At 69.3% G+C, this 17,808-nt stretch carries 16 protein-coding genes; 12 read left to right on the top strand and 4 right to left on the bottom strand.

The window, feature by feature from the left end:
• Positions 1 to 3: 3 nt before the first annotated feature.
• The 9 genes from rsfS to HWX31_RS20870 all read left to right on the top strand — a co-directional run bounded on the left by rsfS (position 4) and on the right by HWX31_RS20870 (position 7,127).
• Positions 4 to 450, top strand: coding sequence for a ribosome silencing factor (rsfS, locus tag HWX31_RS20910; RefSeq protein WP_059477482.1), 447 nt, complete (start codon positions 4 to 6; stop codon positions 448 to 450).
• Between the two features lie 19 nt (positions 451 to 469).
• Complete coding sequence (gene rlmH / locus HWX31_RS20905; protein ID WP_059477494.1) at positions 470 to 940, top strand: 23S rRNA (pseudouridine(1915)-N(3))-methyltransferase RlmH; 471 nt, start codon at positions 470 to 472, stop codon at positions 938 to 940.
• A gap of 51 nt (positions 941 to 991) precedes the next feature.
• Positions 992 to 1,624, top strand: a complete 633-nt coding sequence (locus HWX31_RS20900) for a Maf family protein (RefSeq protein ID WP_059613006.1) — start codon at positions 992 to 994, stop codon at positions 1,622 to 1,624.
• A gap of 8 nt (positions 1,625 to 1,632) precedes the next feature.
• On the top strand, positions 1,633 to 3,102 hold the full coding sequence (rng, locus tag HWX31_RS20895; protein WP_174964884.1) for a ribonuclease G: 1,470 nt from the start codon (positions 1,633 to 1,635) through the stop codon (positions 3,100 to 3,102).
• Positions 3,103 to 3,189: 87 nt separating this feature from the next.
• The gene (locus HWX31_RS20890) at positions 3,190 to 3,585 is read left to right on the top strand and encodes a hypothetical protein (RefSeq protein ID WP_174964882.1); all 396 of its coding nucleotides are present in this window, start codon (positions 3,190 to 3,192) and stop codon (positions 3,583 to 3,585) included.
• A 73-nt stretch (positions 3,586 to 3,658) separates the two neighbouring features.
• The gene (locus tag HWX31_RS20885) at positions 3,659 to 3,994 is read left to right on the top strand and encodes a YggL 50S ribosome-binding family protein (protein WP_010091129.1); all 336 of its coding nucleotides are present in this window, start codon (positions 3,659 to 3,661) and stop codon (positions 3,992 to 3,994) included.
• Between the two features lie 301 nt (positions 3,995 to 4,295).
• Positions 4,296 to 5,255 carry a PRC-barrel domain containing protein gene (locus HWX31_RS20880; protein ID WP_174964880.1) on the top strand — a complete coding sequence of 320 codons (960 nt, stop codon included), beginning with the start codon at positions 4,296 to 4,298 and terminating at the stop codon, positions 5,253 to 5,255.
• Positions 5,252 to 6,526 carry an MFS transporter gene (locus tag HWX31_RS20875; RefSeq protein ID WP_174964878.1) on the top strand — a complete coding sequence of 425 codons (1,275 nt, stop codon included), beginning with the start codon at positions 5,252 to 5,254 and terminating at the stop codon, positions 6,524 to 6,526. The genes HWX31_RS20880 and HWX31_RS20875 overlap by 4 nt, the downstream gene beginning before the upstream one ends.
• Before the next feature lie 40 nt (positions 6,527 to 6,566).
• Positions 6,567 to 7,127 carry an FUSC family protein gene (locus HWX31_RS20870; RefSeq protein WP_174964876.1) on the top strand — a complete coding sequence of 187 codons (561 nt, stop codon included), beginning with the start codon at positions 6,567 to 6,569 and terminating at the stop codon, positions 7,125 to 7,127.
• Between the two features lie 74 nt (positions 7,128 to 7,201).
• Here HWX31_RS20870 and HWX31_RS20865 read toward each other — a convergent pair whose 3' ends face one another.
• Positions 7,202 to 7,594: an RcnB family protein gene (locus tag HWX31_RS20865; RefSeq protein WP_059759512.1), complete on the bottom strand. Its 393-nt coding sequence runs from the start codon at positions 7,592 to 7,594 to the stop codon at positions 7,202 to 7,204.
• Positions 7,595 to 7,699: 105 nt separating this feature from the next.
• Positions 7,700 to 9,481, bottom strand: a complete 1,782-nt coding sequence (gene msbA / locus HWX31_RS20860; RefSeq protein ID WP_174964875.1) for a lipid A export permease/ATP-binding protein MsbA — start codon at positions 9,479 to 9,481, stop codon at positions 7,700 to 7,702.
• A gap of 179 nt (positions 9,482 to 9,660) precedes the next feature.
• Between msbA and HWX31_RS20855 the strand changes: the two genes are divergently transcribed.
• From HWX31_RS20855 to HWX31_RS20845, 3 genes are all read left to right on the top strand, one after another.
• Positions 9,661 to 10,413 carry a glycosyltransferase family 2 protein gene (locus HWX31_RS20855; protein WP_174964874.1) on the top strand — a complete coding sequence of 251 codons (753 nt, stop codon included), beginning with the start codon at positions 9,661 to 9,663 and terminating at the stop codon, positions 10,411 to 10,413.
• A gap of 111 nt (positions 10,414 to 10,524) precedes the next feature.
• Positions 10,525 to 11,367 carry a glycosyltransferase family 2 protein gene (locus tag HWX31_RS20850; protein WP_174964873.1) on the top strand — a complete coding sequence of 281 codons (843 nt, stop codon included), beginning with the start codon at positions 10,525 to 10,527 and terminating at the stop codon, positions 11,365 to 11,367.
• 133 nt (positions 11,368 to 11,500) lie between these two features.
• Positions 11,501 to 12,784, top strand: coding sequence for an O-antigen ligase family protein (locus HWX31_RS20845; protein WP_174964872.1), 1,284 nt, complete (start codon positions 11,501 to 11,503; stop codon positions 12,782 to 12,784).
• Between the two features lie 41 nt (positions 12,785 to 12,825).
• Here the strand turns inward: HWX31_RS20845 and HWX31_RS20840 are convergent, their stop codons facing one another.
• Both HWX31_RS20840 and dnaE read right to left on the bottom strand, forming a co-directional pair.
• Positions 12,826 to 14,001, bottom strand: coding sequence for a glycosyltransferase family 9 protein (locus HWX31_RS20840; RefSeq protein WP_174964871.1), 1,176 nt, complete (start codon positions 13,999 to 14,001; stop codon positions 12,826 to 12,828).
• Positions 14,002 to 14,134: 133 nt separating this feature from the next.
• Positions 14,135 to 17,668: a DNA polymerase III subunit alpha gene (dnaE, locus tag HWX31_RS20835; RefSeq protein WP_174964870.1), complete on the bottom strand. Its 3,534-nt coding sequence runs from the start codon at positions 17,666 to 17,668 to the stop codon at positions 14,135 to 14,137.
• Between the last annotated feature and the right edge of the window lie 140 nt (positions 17,669 to 17,808).

Below are 17,808 nucleotides of genomic sequence, written 5' to 3'. Positions count from 1 at the left end.
TCCATGGATATCCGCAAACTGCAGCGCGTCATCGTCGACGCCCTCGAAGACGTCAAGGCACAAGACATCAAGGTCTTCAACACGAGCCACCTGACCGAACTGTTCGACCGCGTGATCGTCGCGTCCGGCACCTCGAACCGCCAGACCAAGGCGCTCGCGTCGAACGTGCGCGACAAGGTCAAGGAAGCCGGCGGCGACGTCGTCAGCTCCGAAGGCGAGGACACCGGCGAATGGGTGCTGGTCGACTGCGGCGACGCGGTCGTGCACATCCTGCAGCCCGCGCTGCGCCAGTACTACAACCTCGAGGAAATCTGGGGCGACAAGCCGGTGCGCATGAAGCTCGGCGGCGGCAAGGCCCCGAACGGTGCGGCAGCGCAGGCCGAAGACGACGAGGAAGACGAGGAAGAAGTCGCCCGTCCGGCGCGCAAGACGCCCGCCCGCCGCCGCTGAGTCGTCACGCATCGTCCCGATGAAGCTTTTCATCCTCGCGGTCGGTCACAAGATGCCGGGCTGGATCGCGTCCGGCTTCGATGAATACACGAAGCGGATGCCGCCCGAGCTGCGCATCGAGCTGCGCGAGATCAAGCCCGAGCTGCGCTCCGGCGGGCGCAGCGCCGAAAGCGTGATGGCCGCCGAGCGACAGAAGATCGAGGCCGCGCTGCCGAAGGGCGCGCGGATCGTCGCGCTCGACGAGCGCGGCCGCGACTGGACCACGATGCAGCTCGCGCAGGCGCTGCCCGGCTGGCAGCAGGACGGCCGCGACGTCGCGTTCATCATCGGCGGCGCCGACGGGCTCGACCCGGCGCTCAAGGCGCGCGCCGACCTGCTGCTGCGCATCTCCAGCATGACGCTGCCGCACGGGATGGTGCGGGTGCTGCTCGCCGAACAGCTTTACCGGGCGTGGAGCATCACGCAGAATCACCCCTATCACCGCGCATGACGCGTCGTCCTCGCGACGCGCGCGCCGCGCGCCCCACGAGATAACGACACCATGCCGTCCAGCGTTTCCCGCGAACTCTTCCCGACCCTTTACCTCGCTTCGCAAAGCCCGCGCCGCCAGGAACTGCTGCAGCAGATCGGCGTGCGCTTCGAGCTGCTGCTGCCCCGCCCCGACGAGGACGCCGAGGCGCTCGAAGCCGAGCTGCCCGGCGAGGCCGCCGACGACTACGTGCTGCGCGTGACCGTCGCGAAGGCCGACGCCGCGCGTGCGCGCCTCGTCGCGAGCGGCAAGCCCGCCGCGCCGGTGCTCGTCGCCGACACGACCGTGACGATCGACGGCGCGATCCTCGGCAAGCCCGCCGATCCCGCCGACGCGCTCGCGATGCTCACCCGCCTCGCGGGGCGCGAGCACGAAGTGCTGACCGCGGTCGCCGTGGTCGACGCGGGCGGCGCGCTGCTGCCGCCGGCGCTGTCGCGCTCGTCGGTGCGCTTCGCGGCCGCGCCGCGCGACGCGTTCGCGCGCTACGTCGAGACCGGCGAGCCGTTCGGCAAGGCCGGCGCGTACGCGATCCAGGGGCGCGCGGCCGAATTCGTCGAGCAAATCGCCGGCTCCCATTCAGGTATCATGGGTCTGCCCCTTTTTGAGACTGCAGCACTGCTGCGCGCCGCGCGCGTCGACTTCTGAATCCCGCCATGAACGAAGAAATCCTGATCAACATCACGCCGCAGGAAACGCGGGTTGCACTCGTCCAGCAAGGCGCGGTGCAGGAGCTTCACGTCGAGCGCACGCTGTCGCGCGGACGCGTCGGCAACATCTATCTCGGCAAGGTCGTGCGCGTGCTGCCCGGCATGCAGTCGGCGTTCATCGACATCGGGCTCGAGCGCGCGGCGTTCCTGCACGTCGCCGACATCTGGCAGCCGCGCCTGAACGGCGAACCGCACACGAGCGCGCCGCACCAGCCGATCGAAAAGACCGTGTTCGAGGGCCAGACGCTGATGGTCCAGGTCATCAAGGACCCGATCGGCACGAAGGGCGCGCGGCTGTCGACGCAGGTCAGCATCGCGGGCCGCACGCTCGTCTACCTGCCGCAGGAGCCGCACATCGGCATTTCGCAGAAGATCGAGAGCGAGGCCGAGCGCGAGGCGGTGCGCGCGCGCCTGACCGCGGTGATCCCGGCGGACGAGAAAGGCGGCTACATCGTGCGCACGATCGCCGAGGACGCGACCTCCGACGAGCTGGCCGGCGACGTCACCTACCTGCGCAAGACCTGGGCGACGATCGTCGGCCAGGCGCAGCGGCTGCCGGCGACGAGCCTGCTGTACCAGGATCTCGACCTCGCGCAGCGCGTGTTGCGCGATTTCGCGAACGACGACACGTCGCGCATCCAGGTCGATTCGCGCGAGACGTACCAGCGGCTCGCCGAATTCGCGGCCGAGTTCACGCCGGCCGTGAGCCCGAAGCTGCACCACTACACCGGCGAGCGGCCGCTGTTCGACCTGTACAACATCGAGGCGGAAATCCAGCGCGCGCTGTCGCGGCGGGTCGACCTGAAGTCGGGCGGCTACCTGATGATCGACCAGACCGAGGCGATGACGACGATCGACGTGAACACGGGCGGCTACGTCGGCGCGCGCAACTTCGACGACACGATCTTCAAGACCAACCTCGAGGCCGCGCACACCATCGCGCGGCAGCTGCGGCTGCGCAACCTCGGCGGGATCATCATCATCGACTTCATCGACATGGAGAATGCCGAGCATCGCGACGCGGTGCTCGCCGAGCTGAAGAAAGCGCTCGCGCGCGACCGTACACGCGTGACCGTCAACGGCTTCTCGCAGCTCGGGCTCGTCGAGATGACGCGCAAGCGCACGCGCGAATCGCTCGCGCACGTGCTGTGCGAGCCGTGCCCGACCTGCCAGGGCAAGGGCCAGGTGAAGACGTCGCGCACCGTGTGCTACGACATCCTGCGCGAGATCCTGCGCGAGTCGCGGCAGTTCAATCCGCGCGAGTTCCGCGTGATCGCCGCGCAGCAGGTGATCGACCTGTTCCTCGACGAGGAATCGCAGCATCTCGCGATGCTGATCGACTTCATCGGCAAGCCGGTGTCGCTGCAGGTCGAGTCGAATCTGAGCCAGGAGCAGTACGATATCGTGCTGATGTGACGCACGGCGCGCGATGCTCGGTCGACAACCCGTCCCGCGCGGGTTGGTTACAATCCCGCGCTGAGTCCGCACACGGGTAACCGAGCCATGAAGTCCATCATCGCATCCACATTCGTCGCCGCGCTCGCGTTCGCGAGCGTGCCGGCAACGGCCGAAACGTCGGCTTCCGGCGACGCGTCGCAGCAATCGTGCGCGATCGCGACCGTCACCGGCGTCGGCGGATCCGCGCCAAGCCTGCGCGAATACCTCGCGACCCCGGAAAAGTACCGCTACCTCGCCGACCATCCGCTCGACTGCAAGGTCTCCGAAGACGGCCGCACGTCCGGCTGCACCGGCGTCACGTATCTTCGGCACGAGCGGGTCAGCGTGTACGACGACAGCGACGCGCAGACGCTGGTCGTGGTCGCGCGCGTGGAACTCGAGCGCGGAACCTACCCGGCGATCATCTCCGTGCCCAGGCAGGATGTGCAGTGCGTAAAGTAAAGTGAAGTGAACGCACGCGCTCCCGCTGCACGAAGCCCCTTTTTCCATCCCTGCAAGCATTTATCAAAGCACCATGAGCAAGCAACACAACCGCCGCCAGCGCAAGAAACTCCACATCGGCGAATTCCAGGAGCTGGCCTTCTGCGCATCGGCCCAATACCGCACCGAGCTGAGCGACCTCCAGCGCGGCGAACTGATCGACGCATTCATCGACTTCGTCGAGGCGAACGGGCTGCTGACCGTCGCGTCCGCGGACGAAGGCATCAGCGCCTACGTGATTTCCGGCGCGCCGCGCGGCACGACGACCGACGCGGACCGCGAGTCGGTTCGCGGGTGGCTCGAGGCCCGGCCCGAACTGGCCGACGTCGCCGTCAGCGATTTCACGGACGCCTGGTATCCGGAGGCGTAAGCCTTCGCGTGTGCGTCGCGCGAATCGACGCACACACGCCCCGGGCCGACCGCTGCGGCGCCATGTCGCACGGCTCGGTGCGCCGGCCTTCCGGCTCCGGTCGCCGCGATGCGGCGACGCCCGCGCGCACGCCGCCGCACGCGGTTCTCACGCGCCGATTCCCATCGATCGCCCGCCGTTCTTCGGCCTTTCCCGCGAGACACGGTAAACTCTCCCCTCGCGTGGTGCGCCGCACGCACCCGCCTTCCATCGCCAGCCGCGTGCCTCCGGGCCCGCCCCCGACCCTTGGAGTGAGTTTTCAATGAGCGGCGGATATCCGCTTCACGCGTCCCGCATGTCATTCCCGTCCACGACGCTCTTCCCGATCCTCGCCGCCGCCGCGCTGCTGTCCGGCTGCGGGCTGCTGCCGACCCAGAACCCGCCCGCGCCGATCAGCGAGGCGCTTGTCGAGCCGGTCGAGGAAACCGCCGGCGAACCGCTGACGATGCCGCCCGTGCCCGCGCCGGTCCGGCCCGAAGCCGAGGCGCCGAAGAAGCCGCAACGCGAAGTCGCGCGGCCGAAGCCGGTCCAGCGTCCGGAGGCGCCGCCGCCGGCGCCGCCCGTGCCGGCCCCGCTCGTCGCGACGCGCACGCTCGACCGCAACGAGGTCCACGCGCTGCTCGACAGCGAGGTGCGGCGGCGCGGCGGCAAGGTGATCGGCCGCGCGGTCGACATGGTGACCGACCCGAGCGGCAAGCCGCGCGAGATGATCGTCAACCTGCAGGGCTTCATGGGCGTCGGCGACCGCAAGGTCAGCTTCCCGTGGAGCGTGTTCCGCTTCCTGCCGGGCGGCAAGCGCGAGCCGATCGTGCTCGACGTGCCGTCGGGCGAGCTGCCGCCGGCCGCCCGGCCGAAGGCGGTGCCGCTGTCCGGCTCGTCCGCCGCGTCGCCGGCCACGCGCCTGCCGATGCTCGACAGCGACGTCGAACGGCCGAACGGCACGAAGATCGGCCGCGTCGTCGACGTGCTGATCGACCGCGACGCGCAACCGCAGGCGGTCGTGCTCGACCTCGGCGGGCTCGTCAACACGGATCGCCGCTCGATCGCCGCGAACTGGGCCGCGCTGCGCTTCGTCACGCGCGACAGGACGCTGCGCCCGCAGCTCGACCTCAACGACGCGCAGATCAAGGCGTCGCCGCCCTACGCGGCGGACAAGCCGCTCGTCGCCGTCTCGCCGCCGCCCGCCCCCGCGCCGGCCTCGCCTGCGAGTGCCACGCGATGACGATCCACCAGACCGTCAGCGTGCGCAGCCTCCGGGCGCTCGACTGGCTCAACTTCTTCGTGGCGAACGTTCAAACGGGCTTCGGTCCGTTCATCGCGTCGTACCTCGCATCGCACAAGTGGACGCAGGGCGAAATCGGCATGGTGCTGTCGATCGGCACGATCAGCGCGATGGTGAGCCAGGTGCCGGGCGGCGCGGCCGTCGACGCGCTGAAGAACAAGAAAGGCGCGGCCGCGTGGGCGATCGCCGCGATCATCCTGTCCGCGGTGCTGCTGGCCGCCAGCCCGACGATCGTGCCGGTGATCGCGGCCGAGGTATTCCACGGCTTCGCGAGCTGCATGCTGGTGCCGGCGATGGCGGCGATCTCGTTCTCGCTGGTCGGCCGCGCGGACCTCGGCGACCGGCTCGGCCGCAACGCGCGCTGGGCGTCGATCGGCAGCGCGGTCGCGGCGGGCCTGATGGGGCTCACCGGCGAATACTTCTCCGCGCGCGCGGTGTTCTGGCTGACCGCCGTGCTCGCGCTGCCCGCGCTGTTCGCGCTCGCGATGATCCAGCCGACCCATACGGTGATCCCGCACGTCGGCGGCAAGCACGACGACAAGGACGACGGCGAGGACGACGGCGAGGAGCGCGAGACGCTGCTCGAGCTGCTGCGCGACCGGCGGATGCTGACCTTCGCCGCGTGCGTCGTGCTGTTCCACCTGTCGAACGCGGCGATGCTGAACCTCGCGGCCGGCGAAGTGACGGCCGGCATGGGCGAGAACGTGCAGCTCGTGATCGCCGCGTGCATCATCGTGCCGCAGGCGATCGTCGCGATGCTGTCGCCGTGGGTCGGCCGCTCCGCGCAGCGCTGGGGCCGCCGGCCGATCCTGCTGCTCGGCTTCTCGGCGCTGCCGGTGCGCGCGCTGCTGTTCGCCGGCGTGAGCAGCCCGTACCTGCTCGTGCCGGTGCAGATGCTCGACGGCATCAGCGCCGCGGTGTTCGGCGTGATGCTGCCGCTGATCGCCGCGGACGTCGCGGGCGGCAAGGGCCGCTACAACCTGTGCATCGGCTTGTTCGGCCTCGCAGCGGGGATCGGCGCGACCTTCAGCACGGCCGCGGCCGGCTATGTCGCCGATCATTTCGGCAATGCGGTCAGCTTCTTCGGGCTCGCCGCCGCGGGTGCGCTCGCGGTGCTGCTGGTCTGGCTCGGCATGCCCGAAACGCGCGTCGAGAACGGCGACGACCAGGCCGAGGCGTCCGCGCCCGCGTCGCCCGAACAGGCGCACTGACGCCACACGCCCGCGTCACCCGATTCATGGCAGCCAGACGATGAATACACTCAGGACACTCAACGAAACCCGGCAGCAGATCCAGCAGTCGGTGTTCGACCTGTTCAAGGGGCTGTCGCTGCGCCAGCGGCTCGCGCAAGGCGGGCTGATGGCGCTGCAGGCCGTCTGCGGCGCGTGCCTCGCCTACGGCATCGGCCGCGCGCTGCACTCCGAGCAGGCGGTCTGGGCCGCGGTCACCGCGATCGCGGTCACCCAGCACAACTACGCGGACACGATGTCGCTGTCGCGCGACCAGTTCATCGGCGCGATGGTCGGCGGCGTGCTCGGCTTCGCGGGCGCCGCGCTCGGCGGCGGCCACGACATGCTCGCCTATGCGATCGCGGTCGCGGTCGTGATCGTCTGCTGCTGGTGCCTGAACGTCGGCAGCGCGGCGCGGCTCGGCGGCGTCACCGCGACGATCGTGATGCTGTTTCCGGGCAGCGGCCCGCTGTGGGACATTCCGCTCGTGCGGCTCGGCGAGGTGACGCTCGGCACGGTGTGCGCGCTCGGCGTGTGCTGGGCGACGTCGAAGATCGAGCGGCGCTGGCTGGCGCGCACGTAGCGCGGCAACGGGGAGAAAACGGGGAAAGAAGGGTTCGCCGGGCGCTGGCACGCCCGGCAGGCGCGAGCGGTTGGTTACGGACCGACTCGCAGCACGACGCCCGAGCCGATCTGCACGAGCAGGTAGTCCCCGCCGATGCCGACCCAGTGATAGCCGCGCGGCGGCGCGCTCAGGCGATAGCCGCGCCAGTCGTCGACCACATACTGGCGGTCGCGGAATTCGTCCGGCAGCCGGTCGCCCTTGTGCCATTCGCGGTGCGGCTCGTCCGCCCAGCGCGGCGGCGGCGCATCTTCGCCGCGCCGCATCTGGCCGGGCGGCATGTGCTTCGGTCCATGACCATGCTTCATCCCGGGGCCGCCGTGGTGGCCATTCCCGTACTCGTCCTGGGCGTCCTGGGCCATCGCGAGCGGCGCCGTGAAAGTCGCCGCGATCAATGCGACAAACATCATGCGGTGCGTCATCTTCATGCGTTTCCTCCGTGTTGTTCGGTCGAATGAAACGACTGCGGACTGCGCAGTGAAGACTACCACGCCGGCGTGACGATAGACGCGCGGCGGCTCGCCGCGCGCCCGTCAGGCCGCCTGCTGCTGGTACTGGATGCGGTGCAGGTGCGCGTACAGGCCGCCGTTCCGCAGCAGTTCGTCGTGGGTGCCCTCTTCGGCGATCTTGCCGGCTTCGAGCACGAGGATGCGGTCGGCGCGCTCGATCGTCGACAGCCGGTGCGCGATCACGAGCGTCGTGCGGCCTTCCATCAGCCGCTCGAGCGCCGCCTGCACGTGGCGTTCCGATTCGGAATCGAGCGCCGACGTGGCTTCGTCGAGGATCAGGATCGGCGCGTCCTTGTAGATTGCACGCGCGATCGCGAGACGCTGGCGCTGACCGCCGGACAGGCGCATCCCGTTGCCGCCGACGACCGTGTCCAGCCCGTCGGGCATCGCGGCGACCGCGTCCGCGAGGTTCGCCGCCTCGAGCGCGGCCTGCACGCGCGCGCGATCCGGCGTCTGTCCGTAGGCGACGTTCGCGGCGATCGTGTCGTTGAACAGCACGACGTCCTGGCTCACCATCGCCATCTGGCTGCGCAGCGCATGGATGTCGTAGTCGGCGATCGGCACGCCGTCGAGCAGCACCGAGCCGCCGGTCGGATCGAAGAAGCGCGGCAGCAGATTCACGAGCGTCGTCTTGCCGCTGCCGGACGGCCCCGCAAGCGCGACCATCTCGCCCGGCGCGACCTTGAACGAGATCCGGTCGAGCGTCGGCCGCTCGGCCGCTCCGTAGTCGAACGTCACGCCGCGGAACTCGATCTCGCCGCGCGCATGCGGCAGCGGCCGGCCGCCGCCCTGCGGCTCGGCCGGCTCGTCGATCAGGCCGAAAATCAGCTCGGCGGCCGTCATCCCGCGCTGCAGCGGCTGGTTCACGTCGATCAGGTGCTTGAGCGGCGAGATCACCAGCAGCATCGACGTCACGAACGCCACGAAGCCGCCGACCGTCGTCTGGTCGTTCGACGATTGAAAGACCGCGATCGTGATCACGACCGCCAGCGCGATCGACGCGAGAAACTGCGTGATCGGCTGCGCGAGGCCGCCCGAGACCGTCATCCGCATCGCATAGCCGCGCAGGCGCTTGCTCATCGCGGTAAAGCGGTCGATTTCGTACGGCTCGCCGTTATGCACCTTGACGACCTTGTAGCCGCCCACCGTCTCCTCGACGATGTACGACAGCTCGTTGGTGAGCGTCTGGTGCTCGCGGTTCAGGCGGCGCAGCCGGCGGTTGATCTTGCTGACGAGCCAGCCGATGCCCGGCAGGATCACCGCGACGATCAGCGTGAGCCGCCAGTTCAGGTAGAACAGGTAGCCGAGCAGGAAGATCACCGTCATCGAGTCGCGCACGAGCGTAACCATCACGCCCGTCAGCACGGAGAGAATCTGGTTGACCTCGAACACGATCGCGTTGATCACCGTGCTCGCGGTCTCGCGCTGGAAGAACGACGCGCTCGTATGGATCATCCGCTGGAACATCTCCAGGCGCAGCTGCAGCAGGATGCGGTTCGATACGTAGCTGAGCAGGTAACCCGACGCGTACTGCGACGCGCCGCGCACGAGCGCGAGGCCGATCACCGCGACCGGCACGTACCACTTCGCGCGGTCGCTGCCGTGCGCACCGAAGCCGTGGTCGAGGAGCGGCTTGAGCAGCGCCGGAATCCCGGCTTCCGTCGCCGCGACGACGCCCATCGTGACGACGGCGAGCAGCACGATGCCGAGGAGCGGCTTGACGTACGGCCACAGGCGCTTGAAGACCGTGACCGGCGACGTGCCGCCGGCGTTCAGCGATTTGCGAAGAGTGTTCTGGGTTTCCAAGGCAATCCTTCTTGAGCCGCGGCGCGGCGCCCGGGCGGGTTTCGACCGGAACTCCGACCCCGCCGGGCGGGTGCCGAAAAGGCCCGATATTATAGCCGCACCACCCTTGCCGGCACGGCCGGCCGCCGGGGCGCGGGTATACTGCCGCACACCGTTCCACCCGCAGCTCCGACGATTTCATGGCAGAACCCACCCTCGGCGTCGCTCTCATCGCCCTCAACGCGTCCGCGCGGCTCGCGCAATGCCTCGATGCGCTGGTCTTCGCCGACGACATCGTCGTGATCGACGGCGGCAGCACCGACGACACCGTCGCGATCGCGCAGGCGCACGGCGCGCGCGTGATCGTCGCGCGCGACTGGCCCGGCTTCGGCCCGCAGAAGAACCGCGCGCTCGACGCGCTGGCCACCGACTGGATCCTGTCGCTCGACACCGACGAGATCGTCGGCCCCGAGCTCGCGCAGTCGATCCGCGCCGCGATCCGGGCACCGGCCGCGCAGGTCTACGCGCTCGACCGGCTGTCGAGCTTCTGCGGCCAGTGGGTCCATCACAGCGGCTGGTATCCGGACTGGGTGCCGCGCCTGTTCCGCCGCGGCAGCGCACGCTTCTCCGACGATCTCGTGCACGAGCGGCTCGTGTTCGACACGCCCGCGCAGCGCCTGTCCGGCAAGCTGATGCACTACTCGTACGAGGATTTCGAGACCGTCGTGCGCAAGCTCGACGCGTACTCGACGGCCGGCGCGCGCCAGCGCCGCGCGGCCGGCCAGCGCGGCGGCTTCGGCAAGGCGCTCGCGCGCGGCGCGTGGGCGTTCCTGCGCACCTACGTGCTCCGGCGCGGCTTTCTCGACGGGCGCGCGGGCTTCATGATCGCGGTCTTCAACGCGGAGACCGTCTACTACCGCTTCCTGAAGCTCGGCCACGAGCCGGCGCGCTGACGCCCGCGGCGGCACCCGCCCCGCCCGGCGTTACAATGCCGGCCTGCCCGCGCGGCGCGCGTGCCGACGAGACCGCGCCGCCCGACACGACGACCATCGAATCCGACCGCCATGTTCTCCATCATCATCCCGACCTGGAACAACCTGCCGTACCTCAAGCTTGTCGTCGACAGCCTGCGCCGCCACTCCGCGCACGAACACCAGATCATCGTGCACGTAAACGATGGCTCGGACGGTACGCTCGACTGGGTGCGCAGCGAAGGCATCGAGCACACGGCATCGCCGGCGAACATCGGCATCTGCCATGCGGTGAACCTCGCCGCGGCGCGCGCGACGCGCGACTATGTCGTCTACATGAACGACGACATGTACTGCCTCCCCGGCTGGGATGCCGCGCTCGTGCGGCGCATCGAGCGGATGCCGACCGACCTGTTCATGCTGTCCGGCACGATGGTCGAGCCGGTCGACACGCGCAACCCGTGCGTCGTCGTCGGCGATTTCGGCCGGGACGCCGAGCATTTCGACGCCGCGGGCCTCGTCGCGGCCGCGCCGAAGCTCGCGCGCGCCGACTGGCTCGGCTCGACCTGGCCGCCCACGCTCGTGCACCGCGACTGGTGGAACCGCATCGGCGGCTACAGCAGCGAGCTGTCGCCCGGCATGAGCAGCGACAACGACTTCTCGATGAAATTCTGGGACGCCGGCTGCCGGATCTTCCTCGGCGCCGGCGACAGCCTCGTCTACCACTTCCAGCAGAAGAGCACCGGCAAGATCGTCAAGAACAACGGACGCCGCCAGTTCCTCAACAAATGGGGGATGACGCAGGCGACCTTCGACCGCTACTACCTGCATCGCGGCGAACCGGCCGGCACGCGCGTCGCGCTCGACACGCCGGCTGTCGCCGGCGGCCTGAAACGCGCGCTGCTGCGCTCGCGGATCAAGCGGGCGTTCAGCTGATCCGGCCCCGTCACCCGCCCGGAAACGCCCGGCGGTTCGCGTATACTTTGCGGTCTGGCCCGGCCCCGCTGCCGGGACGCACGGCGGGCGGCACCGTGAAGCGTGCCGCCACCGGCCCAACCGACAGGTTCCGATGCTATCGTTTTCCGCCTCCGCGTCGCGGCGCCTGATCGCCGCCCGCGCATTCGCCGTCGCCGCGCTGTGCATGGTGCCCGTATCGACCGCGCTGACCAACGTGTTCTGCGCGCTGTTCGCGGTCGCGCTCGTCGTCACGCCCGAGTTCTGGCGCAATCTGCGCTCGTTCGTCACCCACCCCGCATCGCTCGCGGCGCTGCTCGTGCTCGCCGCGCTGGCCGCGAGCGTCGCGTACACGGTCGCGCCGCACGACAAGGCGTGGAGCTGGGTTGCGAAGTACGACAAGCTGCTGTTGCTGCCATTTGCGGTGATCGCGTTCCGCCGTGCGGCGAACTGGGCGCCGATCGTGCGGCGCTGCTGGTTCGGCACGCTGTGCGTGATCCTCGTGCTGTCGACGACCAACTATCTCGGACTGACCGCGATCGGGCCCGCGCACGCGGCCGAGCTGCCGGTCTCGCGCGCGTGGGTGTTCAAGAACCACATCGCGGCCGGCATGTTCGGCGCGCTGCTGTTCTACCAGGCGGCCGATCTCGCGCTGTCGGCGCGCACGGCGCTGACGCGCGCCGCCAGCGCGGGCATCGCCGCGTGGGCGCTCGCATACGTGTTCGTGATGCTGCAGGGGCGCACGGGCCAGCTGATCGCGCTGCTGCTGATCGGCGTCGTCGCCGTGCGCTTCCTGCTCGTGCTGCGCCGGCAATCGCCGCTGCGCGCAGGCCTTGCGGCGGGCGCATTCGTCGCGGCGGCGGGCGTGCTCGTCGCCGCCGTAGGCACGACCCACGGCGGGCGGCTCGCGCAGGTCGCGTCCGAGGTGCGGGAATACCGGCAGAACGACGCCGTCACGTCGACCGGGCTGAGGCTCGAGTGGTACAAGAAGGGGCTCGAGCTGTATCGCGCGCGGCCGGCGATCGGCTACGGCGCGGGCGGCCTCGAGTTCGAATTCCAGAAGCTGGCGGCCGGCAAGAGCGCCGCCGAAGGGCAGCTCACGTCGAATCCGCACAATGAATACCTGCTGATGGCCGTCCAGCTCGGCACGCTCGGCCTGCTGCTGTTCGTCAACCTGATCGTGCAGATCGCGCGCGGCAGCCTCGCGCTCGATCCGCGCTCGCGGCACCTGCTGCTCGCGTGGCTCGCGATCTTCACGATCGGCAGCGTCGCGAATTCGCTGCTGCTCGACTTCGCCGAAGGCCACCTGCTCGTGCTGCTCGCGGGCATCCTGCTCGGCTGCGCCGAACGCGGCGAGTCGCTGCCGCGCGAGACGTCGGCGATCCGGCACAACACTTAACACCGGTTCACGTCACGAGCGGGCTCGCGCCGCCGCGCGATTCAGTTCGATTCGGCGCGCCGCAGCCGCGAGGTGTCGACGACCGCCGTCGCATCCGGCCCGTTCAGCCCGAGCATTTCGGCCGCCGCGGTCTTCACGCGCTGCGCGCTCAGGTTGGCCAGGCAGTCGCTGCGGCTGTCGACGTGGCGCTCGCATCCCTCGTGCCGGCACGGCACGCAATCGCCGTCGCCCTGCAGCAGCCAGACGTTCCCGTGGCGCCCCGAGCCGCGCAGCGGCCAAGGGTTCTCGGTCGCGGGCCAGTGCTGCGGCCACGGCCCCCAGCGCACGGGATCGGACGGCCCGAACAGGGCGATCGTGTTGGTGCCGGTCGCCGCGGCGACGTGCGTTGCGCCCGTGTCGGGGCCGATGAAGAGGCGCGCGCGCCGCACGAGTTCCGCGCTTTCTCCGAAGGTCAGGCGGCCGACGAGATTCAGCACGTCGCCGCCTGCCTCGGCCGCGACCCGCGCCGCATACTCGCGCTCGCCGTCGGCCGGACCGCCCGACAGCGCGACCGCAAAGCCGTGCCCGCGCAGCCAGTCGATCATCTCGACCCAGCCGTCGAGTCGCCATTGCTTGTAGCGGAACATCGGATACGGATGCAGCACGACGAGCGGCTTGCCGTCGCGCACCGCGGGCGACTCGGCGAGCAGCGCGTCGAAACGGGCGCGCCGCGCGGGGTCGTCGCCGATGCCGGGCGCGACAACCTCGGAAACCGGCTCGATGCCGATCACGGGAGCGAGCGCGAGCGTGCTGACGACGGTATGCGCGGACTGGTGATGATTGATTGCGATCCCGTTCAGCATCATCCGCGCGAGCCACGTGACGCGCTCGGGATCGACGAGGCCGACCCGCTTGCGGCCCGCGAACCAGCTATAGAAGCGCGGCCGGTCGGAGCTCAGCGCCGCGCACGCGAGATCGTAGCGACGCCACATCGACAGCGCGTCGCACAGCCGCTCGCGAAACCCGGCGCGCTGCGCGACCACGATCACGCGGCGCACGTCCGGGTTGTGCTCGAGCACGCCCTCGGTGCCGCGAAACACCAGCATGTCGATCTGCGCGTCCGGCCAGCGGGCCTTCAGCGAGCGGACGAGCGGCGTCGTCAGCAGCACGTCGCCGATACGGCGCGGCGCGGCGACGAGGATGGTTCTGGGCGGGCGGGCGGAAGAAAACAGGGCCACGGCAAACGTTCCGTCTAGCTGGCAAACAAGGCTGGCAATGTACAGGATTTTGCGCCTGCCGGCGCGGGGCGGTAAGCGGCGGCCGGCGCGACGGGGCCGGCCCGCGTCGCGCGGCCGGCGCCCGGCCGCGTGCTCAGTAGGTGATCTCGACCACGCTACCGCTGAACGCCGCGCGCAGCTCCGCGAGCAGCGTGTCGCTCGGCTTCACGCGCCACGCTTCGCCAAGGCGCATTTCGCCTTGCGCGCGCGCATTGCTGTAGTGGATCTGGACCGCGAGCCCGTTCGGCAGCGGCGCCTGCTGCCGGCGGCCGCCGTCGCGCCCGCCGCCGCGCGGCGCGGGTGCTTCGACGGCGTTCGCCGCGGCCGGATCGGCCTTCGACACGTGCGGCTCGAGCACACGACGCAGCACGGCTGCATCCGCACTGCCGTTCATCGTCAACCGCACGGCCTGCGCATAGCGGCTGCGCGCGCGCTCGAGATCCATCACGGTATCGGCCGTGAAGCGGATGCCGCCCGTGAACGCATCGTTGCGCGCCTGCCCCTGCACGATCAGCAGCTCGTCTTCCTTGAACAGCGCCTTGTTCGCCTCGAACTGCTCGTTGAAGATCGTGATCTCGCACTGGCCCGTGCCGTCGTCGAGCAGCGCGATCAGCATCTTGCCGCGCTGGGTCATCTGCGTGCGCAGCGACGCGATGATGCCGGCCACGACCTTGTCGCGTCCTTCCTTCAGCTCGCCGACCTTCTGGCGCACGAACCGGCGCACCTCGTCGCGATACGCATCGAACAGGTGGCCGGACAGGTAGAAGCCGAGCGCGCCCTTCTCTTCCTGCAGGCGGCGCTTGTCGTCCCAGGCCGGCTCGTCGACGAGCGCATGCGCATGCGGCGACTCGGCGCCCATGTCGAACAGGCCCGCCTGCATCGCATTCGCCTCGGCCTGGTCGGCCGCCTCCATCGCGAGCGGCACCGACGCGAGCAGCTGCGCACGGTTCGCATTCAGCGAATCGAACGCACCGGCGCGAATCAGCGCCTCGATCGTGCGGCGGTTCACGACGCGCCGGTCGATCCGTTCACAGAAATCGAACAGGTCGGCGAACGGCTTCTCCTCGCGCGCGCGCAGGATTTCCTCGATCGCATTCTGGCCGCTGCCCTTCACCGCGCCGAGCCCGTAGCGGATCGTGCGCGAGCGCTTGCCGTCGGCTTCCCCGACCGGCTCGAACCGGTAATGCGACTGGTTGATGTCCGGCGGCAGCACGGCCAGGTTGTTCACGATGCAATCGTCGAACAGGATCTTCACCTTGTCGGTGTCGTCCATCGCGAGCGTCATGTTGGCCGCCATGAATTCGGCCGGATGGTGCGCCTTCAGCCACGCGGTGTAGTACGCGAGCAGCGCGTAGGCCGCCGCGTGCGACTTGTTGAAGCCGTAGCCCGCGAACTTCTCCATCAGGTCGAAGATCTCGTCGGACTTCTCGCGGGCCAGGCCGTTCTTCGCGGCGCCCTCGGCGAAGATCTCGCGATGCTCGGCCATCTCCTCGGGCTTCTTCTTGCCCATCGCGCGGCGCAGCAAGTCCGCGCCGCCGAGCGAGTAGCCGCCGATGATCTGCGCCATCTGCATCACCTGCTCCTGATAGACCATGATGCCGTAGGTCTCTTTCAGGACAGGCTCGACGCGCGGATCCGGATAGTCGACCTTCTCGCGGCCGTGCTTGCGTGCGCAGAAGCTCGGGATCAGGTCCATCGGGCCCGGACGGTACAACGACACGAGCGCGATGATGTCCTCGAAGCGGTCCGGCTGCGCGTCCTTCAGCATGCCCTGCATGCCGCGGCTTTCCAGCTGGAACACGGCGACCGTGTTGGCCTTCTTGAGGATCTGGAACGACGCGGCATCGTCGAGCGGCACCTGCGCGAGCGACCAGTCGGCCTTCGACGGATCGAGGCGGCGGATATAGCGCTCCGCCCAATCGAGGATCGTCAGCGTCGTGAGGCCCAGAAAGTCGAACTTCACGAGGCCGACCGCTTCGACGTCGTCCTTGTCGTACTGGCTGACGACGCCGCCGTCGTCGCCCTGCGTGTACAGCGGGCAGAAATCGGTCAGCTTGCCGGGCGCGATCAGCACGCCGCCCGCGTGCATCCCGACGTTACGCGTCAGGCCCTCGACGCGCTGCGCGAGGTCGAGCAGCTGGTGCACTTCGTCCTCGTGGTCGTAGCGCTCCTGGAGCTGCGGCTCCTCCTTCATCGCGTCGGCGATCGTCACGTGCTTGCCCGGCTTGAACGGGATCAGCTTCGCGATGCCGTCGGTGAACATGTAGCCGAGGTCGAGCACGCGGCCGATGTCGCGCACGGCCGCCTTCGCGGCCATCGTGCCGAACGTGGCGATCTGCGACACCGCGTCCGCGCCGTACTTCTCCTTCACGTACTGGATCACGCGATCGCGGCCGTGCTGGCAGAAGTCGATGTCGAAGTCGGGCATCGACACCCGCTCCGGGTTCAGGAAGCGCTCGAACAGCAGGTTGTAGCGCAGCGGATCGAGGTCGGTAATGCCGAGCGCGTAGGCGACCAGCGAACCCGCGCCCGAACCCCGCCCGGGCCCGACCGGCACGCCGTTGTTCTTCGCCCAGTTGATGAAGTCGGCAACGATCAGGAAGTAGCCCGGGAAGCCCATCTTCGTGATGGTCCCGCACTCGAATTCGAGCCGCTTGTAATACGTGTCGCGCTGCGCGTCGCGTTCGGCTTCGTCCGGATACAGCTGCACGAGGCGCTTCTCGAGCCCCTCCTTCGACAGCTGGATCAGGTAGTCGTCGAGCGACATGCCGTCCGGCGTCGGGAACAGCGGCAGCTTCGGCTTGCCGAGCTCGAGCGTCAGGTTGCAGCGCTTCGCAACCTCGACGGTGTTCGCGACCGCGGACGGCAGGTCGGCGAACAGCGCAGCCATGTCGTCCTGCGTGCGGAAGTACTGGTCGGTCGTGAAGCGCTTCTGGCGCCGCGGATTCGCGAGGATGTCGCCTTCCGAAATGCACACGCGCGCCTCGTGCGCGGTGAAATCGTCGTCGGTCATGAACTGCGTCGGATGCGTCGCGACGACCGGCAGCTTCAGCTCCGCGGCGAGCGTCGCCGCCTGCTGGATGTACGCCTCGGCGCCCGGCTGGCCGTAGCGCTGCAGCTCGATGTAGAAGCCGCCCGGGAACACCTTCGCCCAGCGCTGCGCGTGACGGCGCGCGGCCTCCTCGTTGCCGGCCGCGAACGCGAGGCCGATGTCGCCCTGTTGCGCGCCCGACAGCGCGAGCAGCCCTTGCGCGAGCTCGCCGTCGAGCCAGCTCGCGTCGAGTTCCGCGCGGCCGCGGTACTGGTTCGTGAGCCACGCCTTCGACAGCAGCTCGCAGAGATTCAGGTAGCCGCGCTTGTCCTTGACGAGCAGCAGCAGCCGCGACGGCTTGTCGCGATCGTCGGGATTGGCGATCCAGACGTCGCAGCCGGCGATCGGCTTGATGCCCTTGCCGCGGGCTTCCTTGTAGAAACGGACGAGGCCGAACGCATTGCCGAGATCGGTGAGAGCGAGCGCGCCCTGGCCGTCCGCGGCCGCCGCCTTGACGATGTCGTCGAGACGCACGATGCCGTCGGCAATCGAGAATTCGGAGTGGACGCGAAGATGGACGAAGCGGGGATCTGACATGGGCGCTATTGTAGCCGCCCCGCCGCGCGGGCTGCCCAAAATATCCCCGCGCCGGCCGTTCGGCCGATGCCCGCGACCGTGCGTCGCGCCGTTGGCCGAACGGCAGAATGCCGGCCGGCGCGCGGTTTGCGGGATAATAC

The organism is Burkholderia ubonensis (genome assembly GCF_902833085.1).
GTDB classification, from domain to species: Bacteria; Pseudomonadota; Gammaproteobacteria; order Burkholderiales; family Burkholderiaceae; genus Burkholderia; species Burkholderia ubonensis.
The sequence above is the reverse complement of the archived record's forward strand: the minus strand, read 5'-3'. Positions and strand labels throughout refer to the sequence as shown.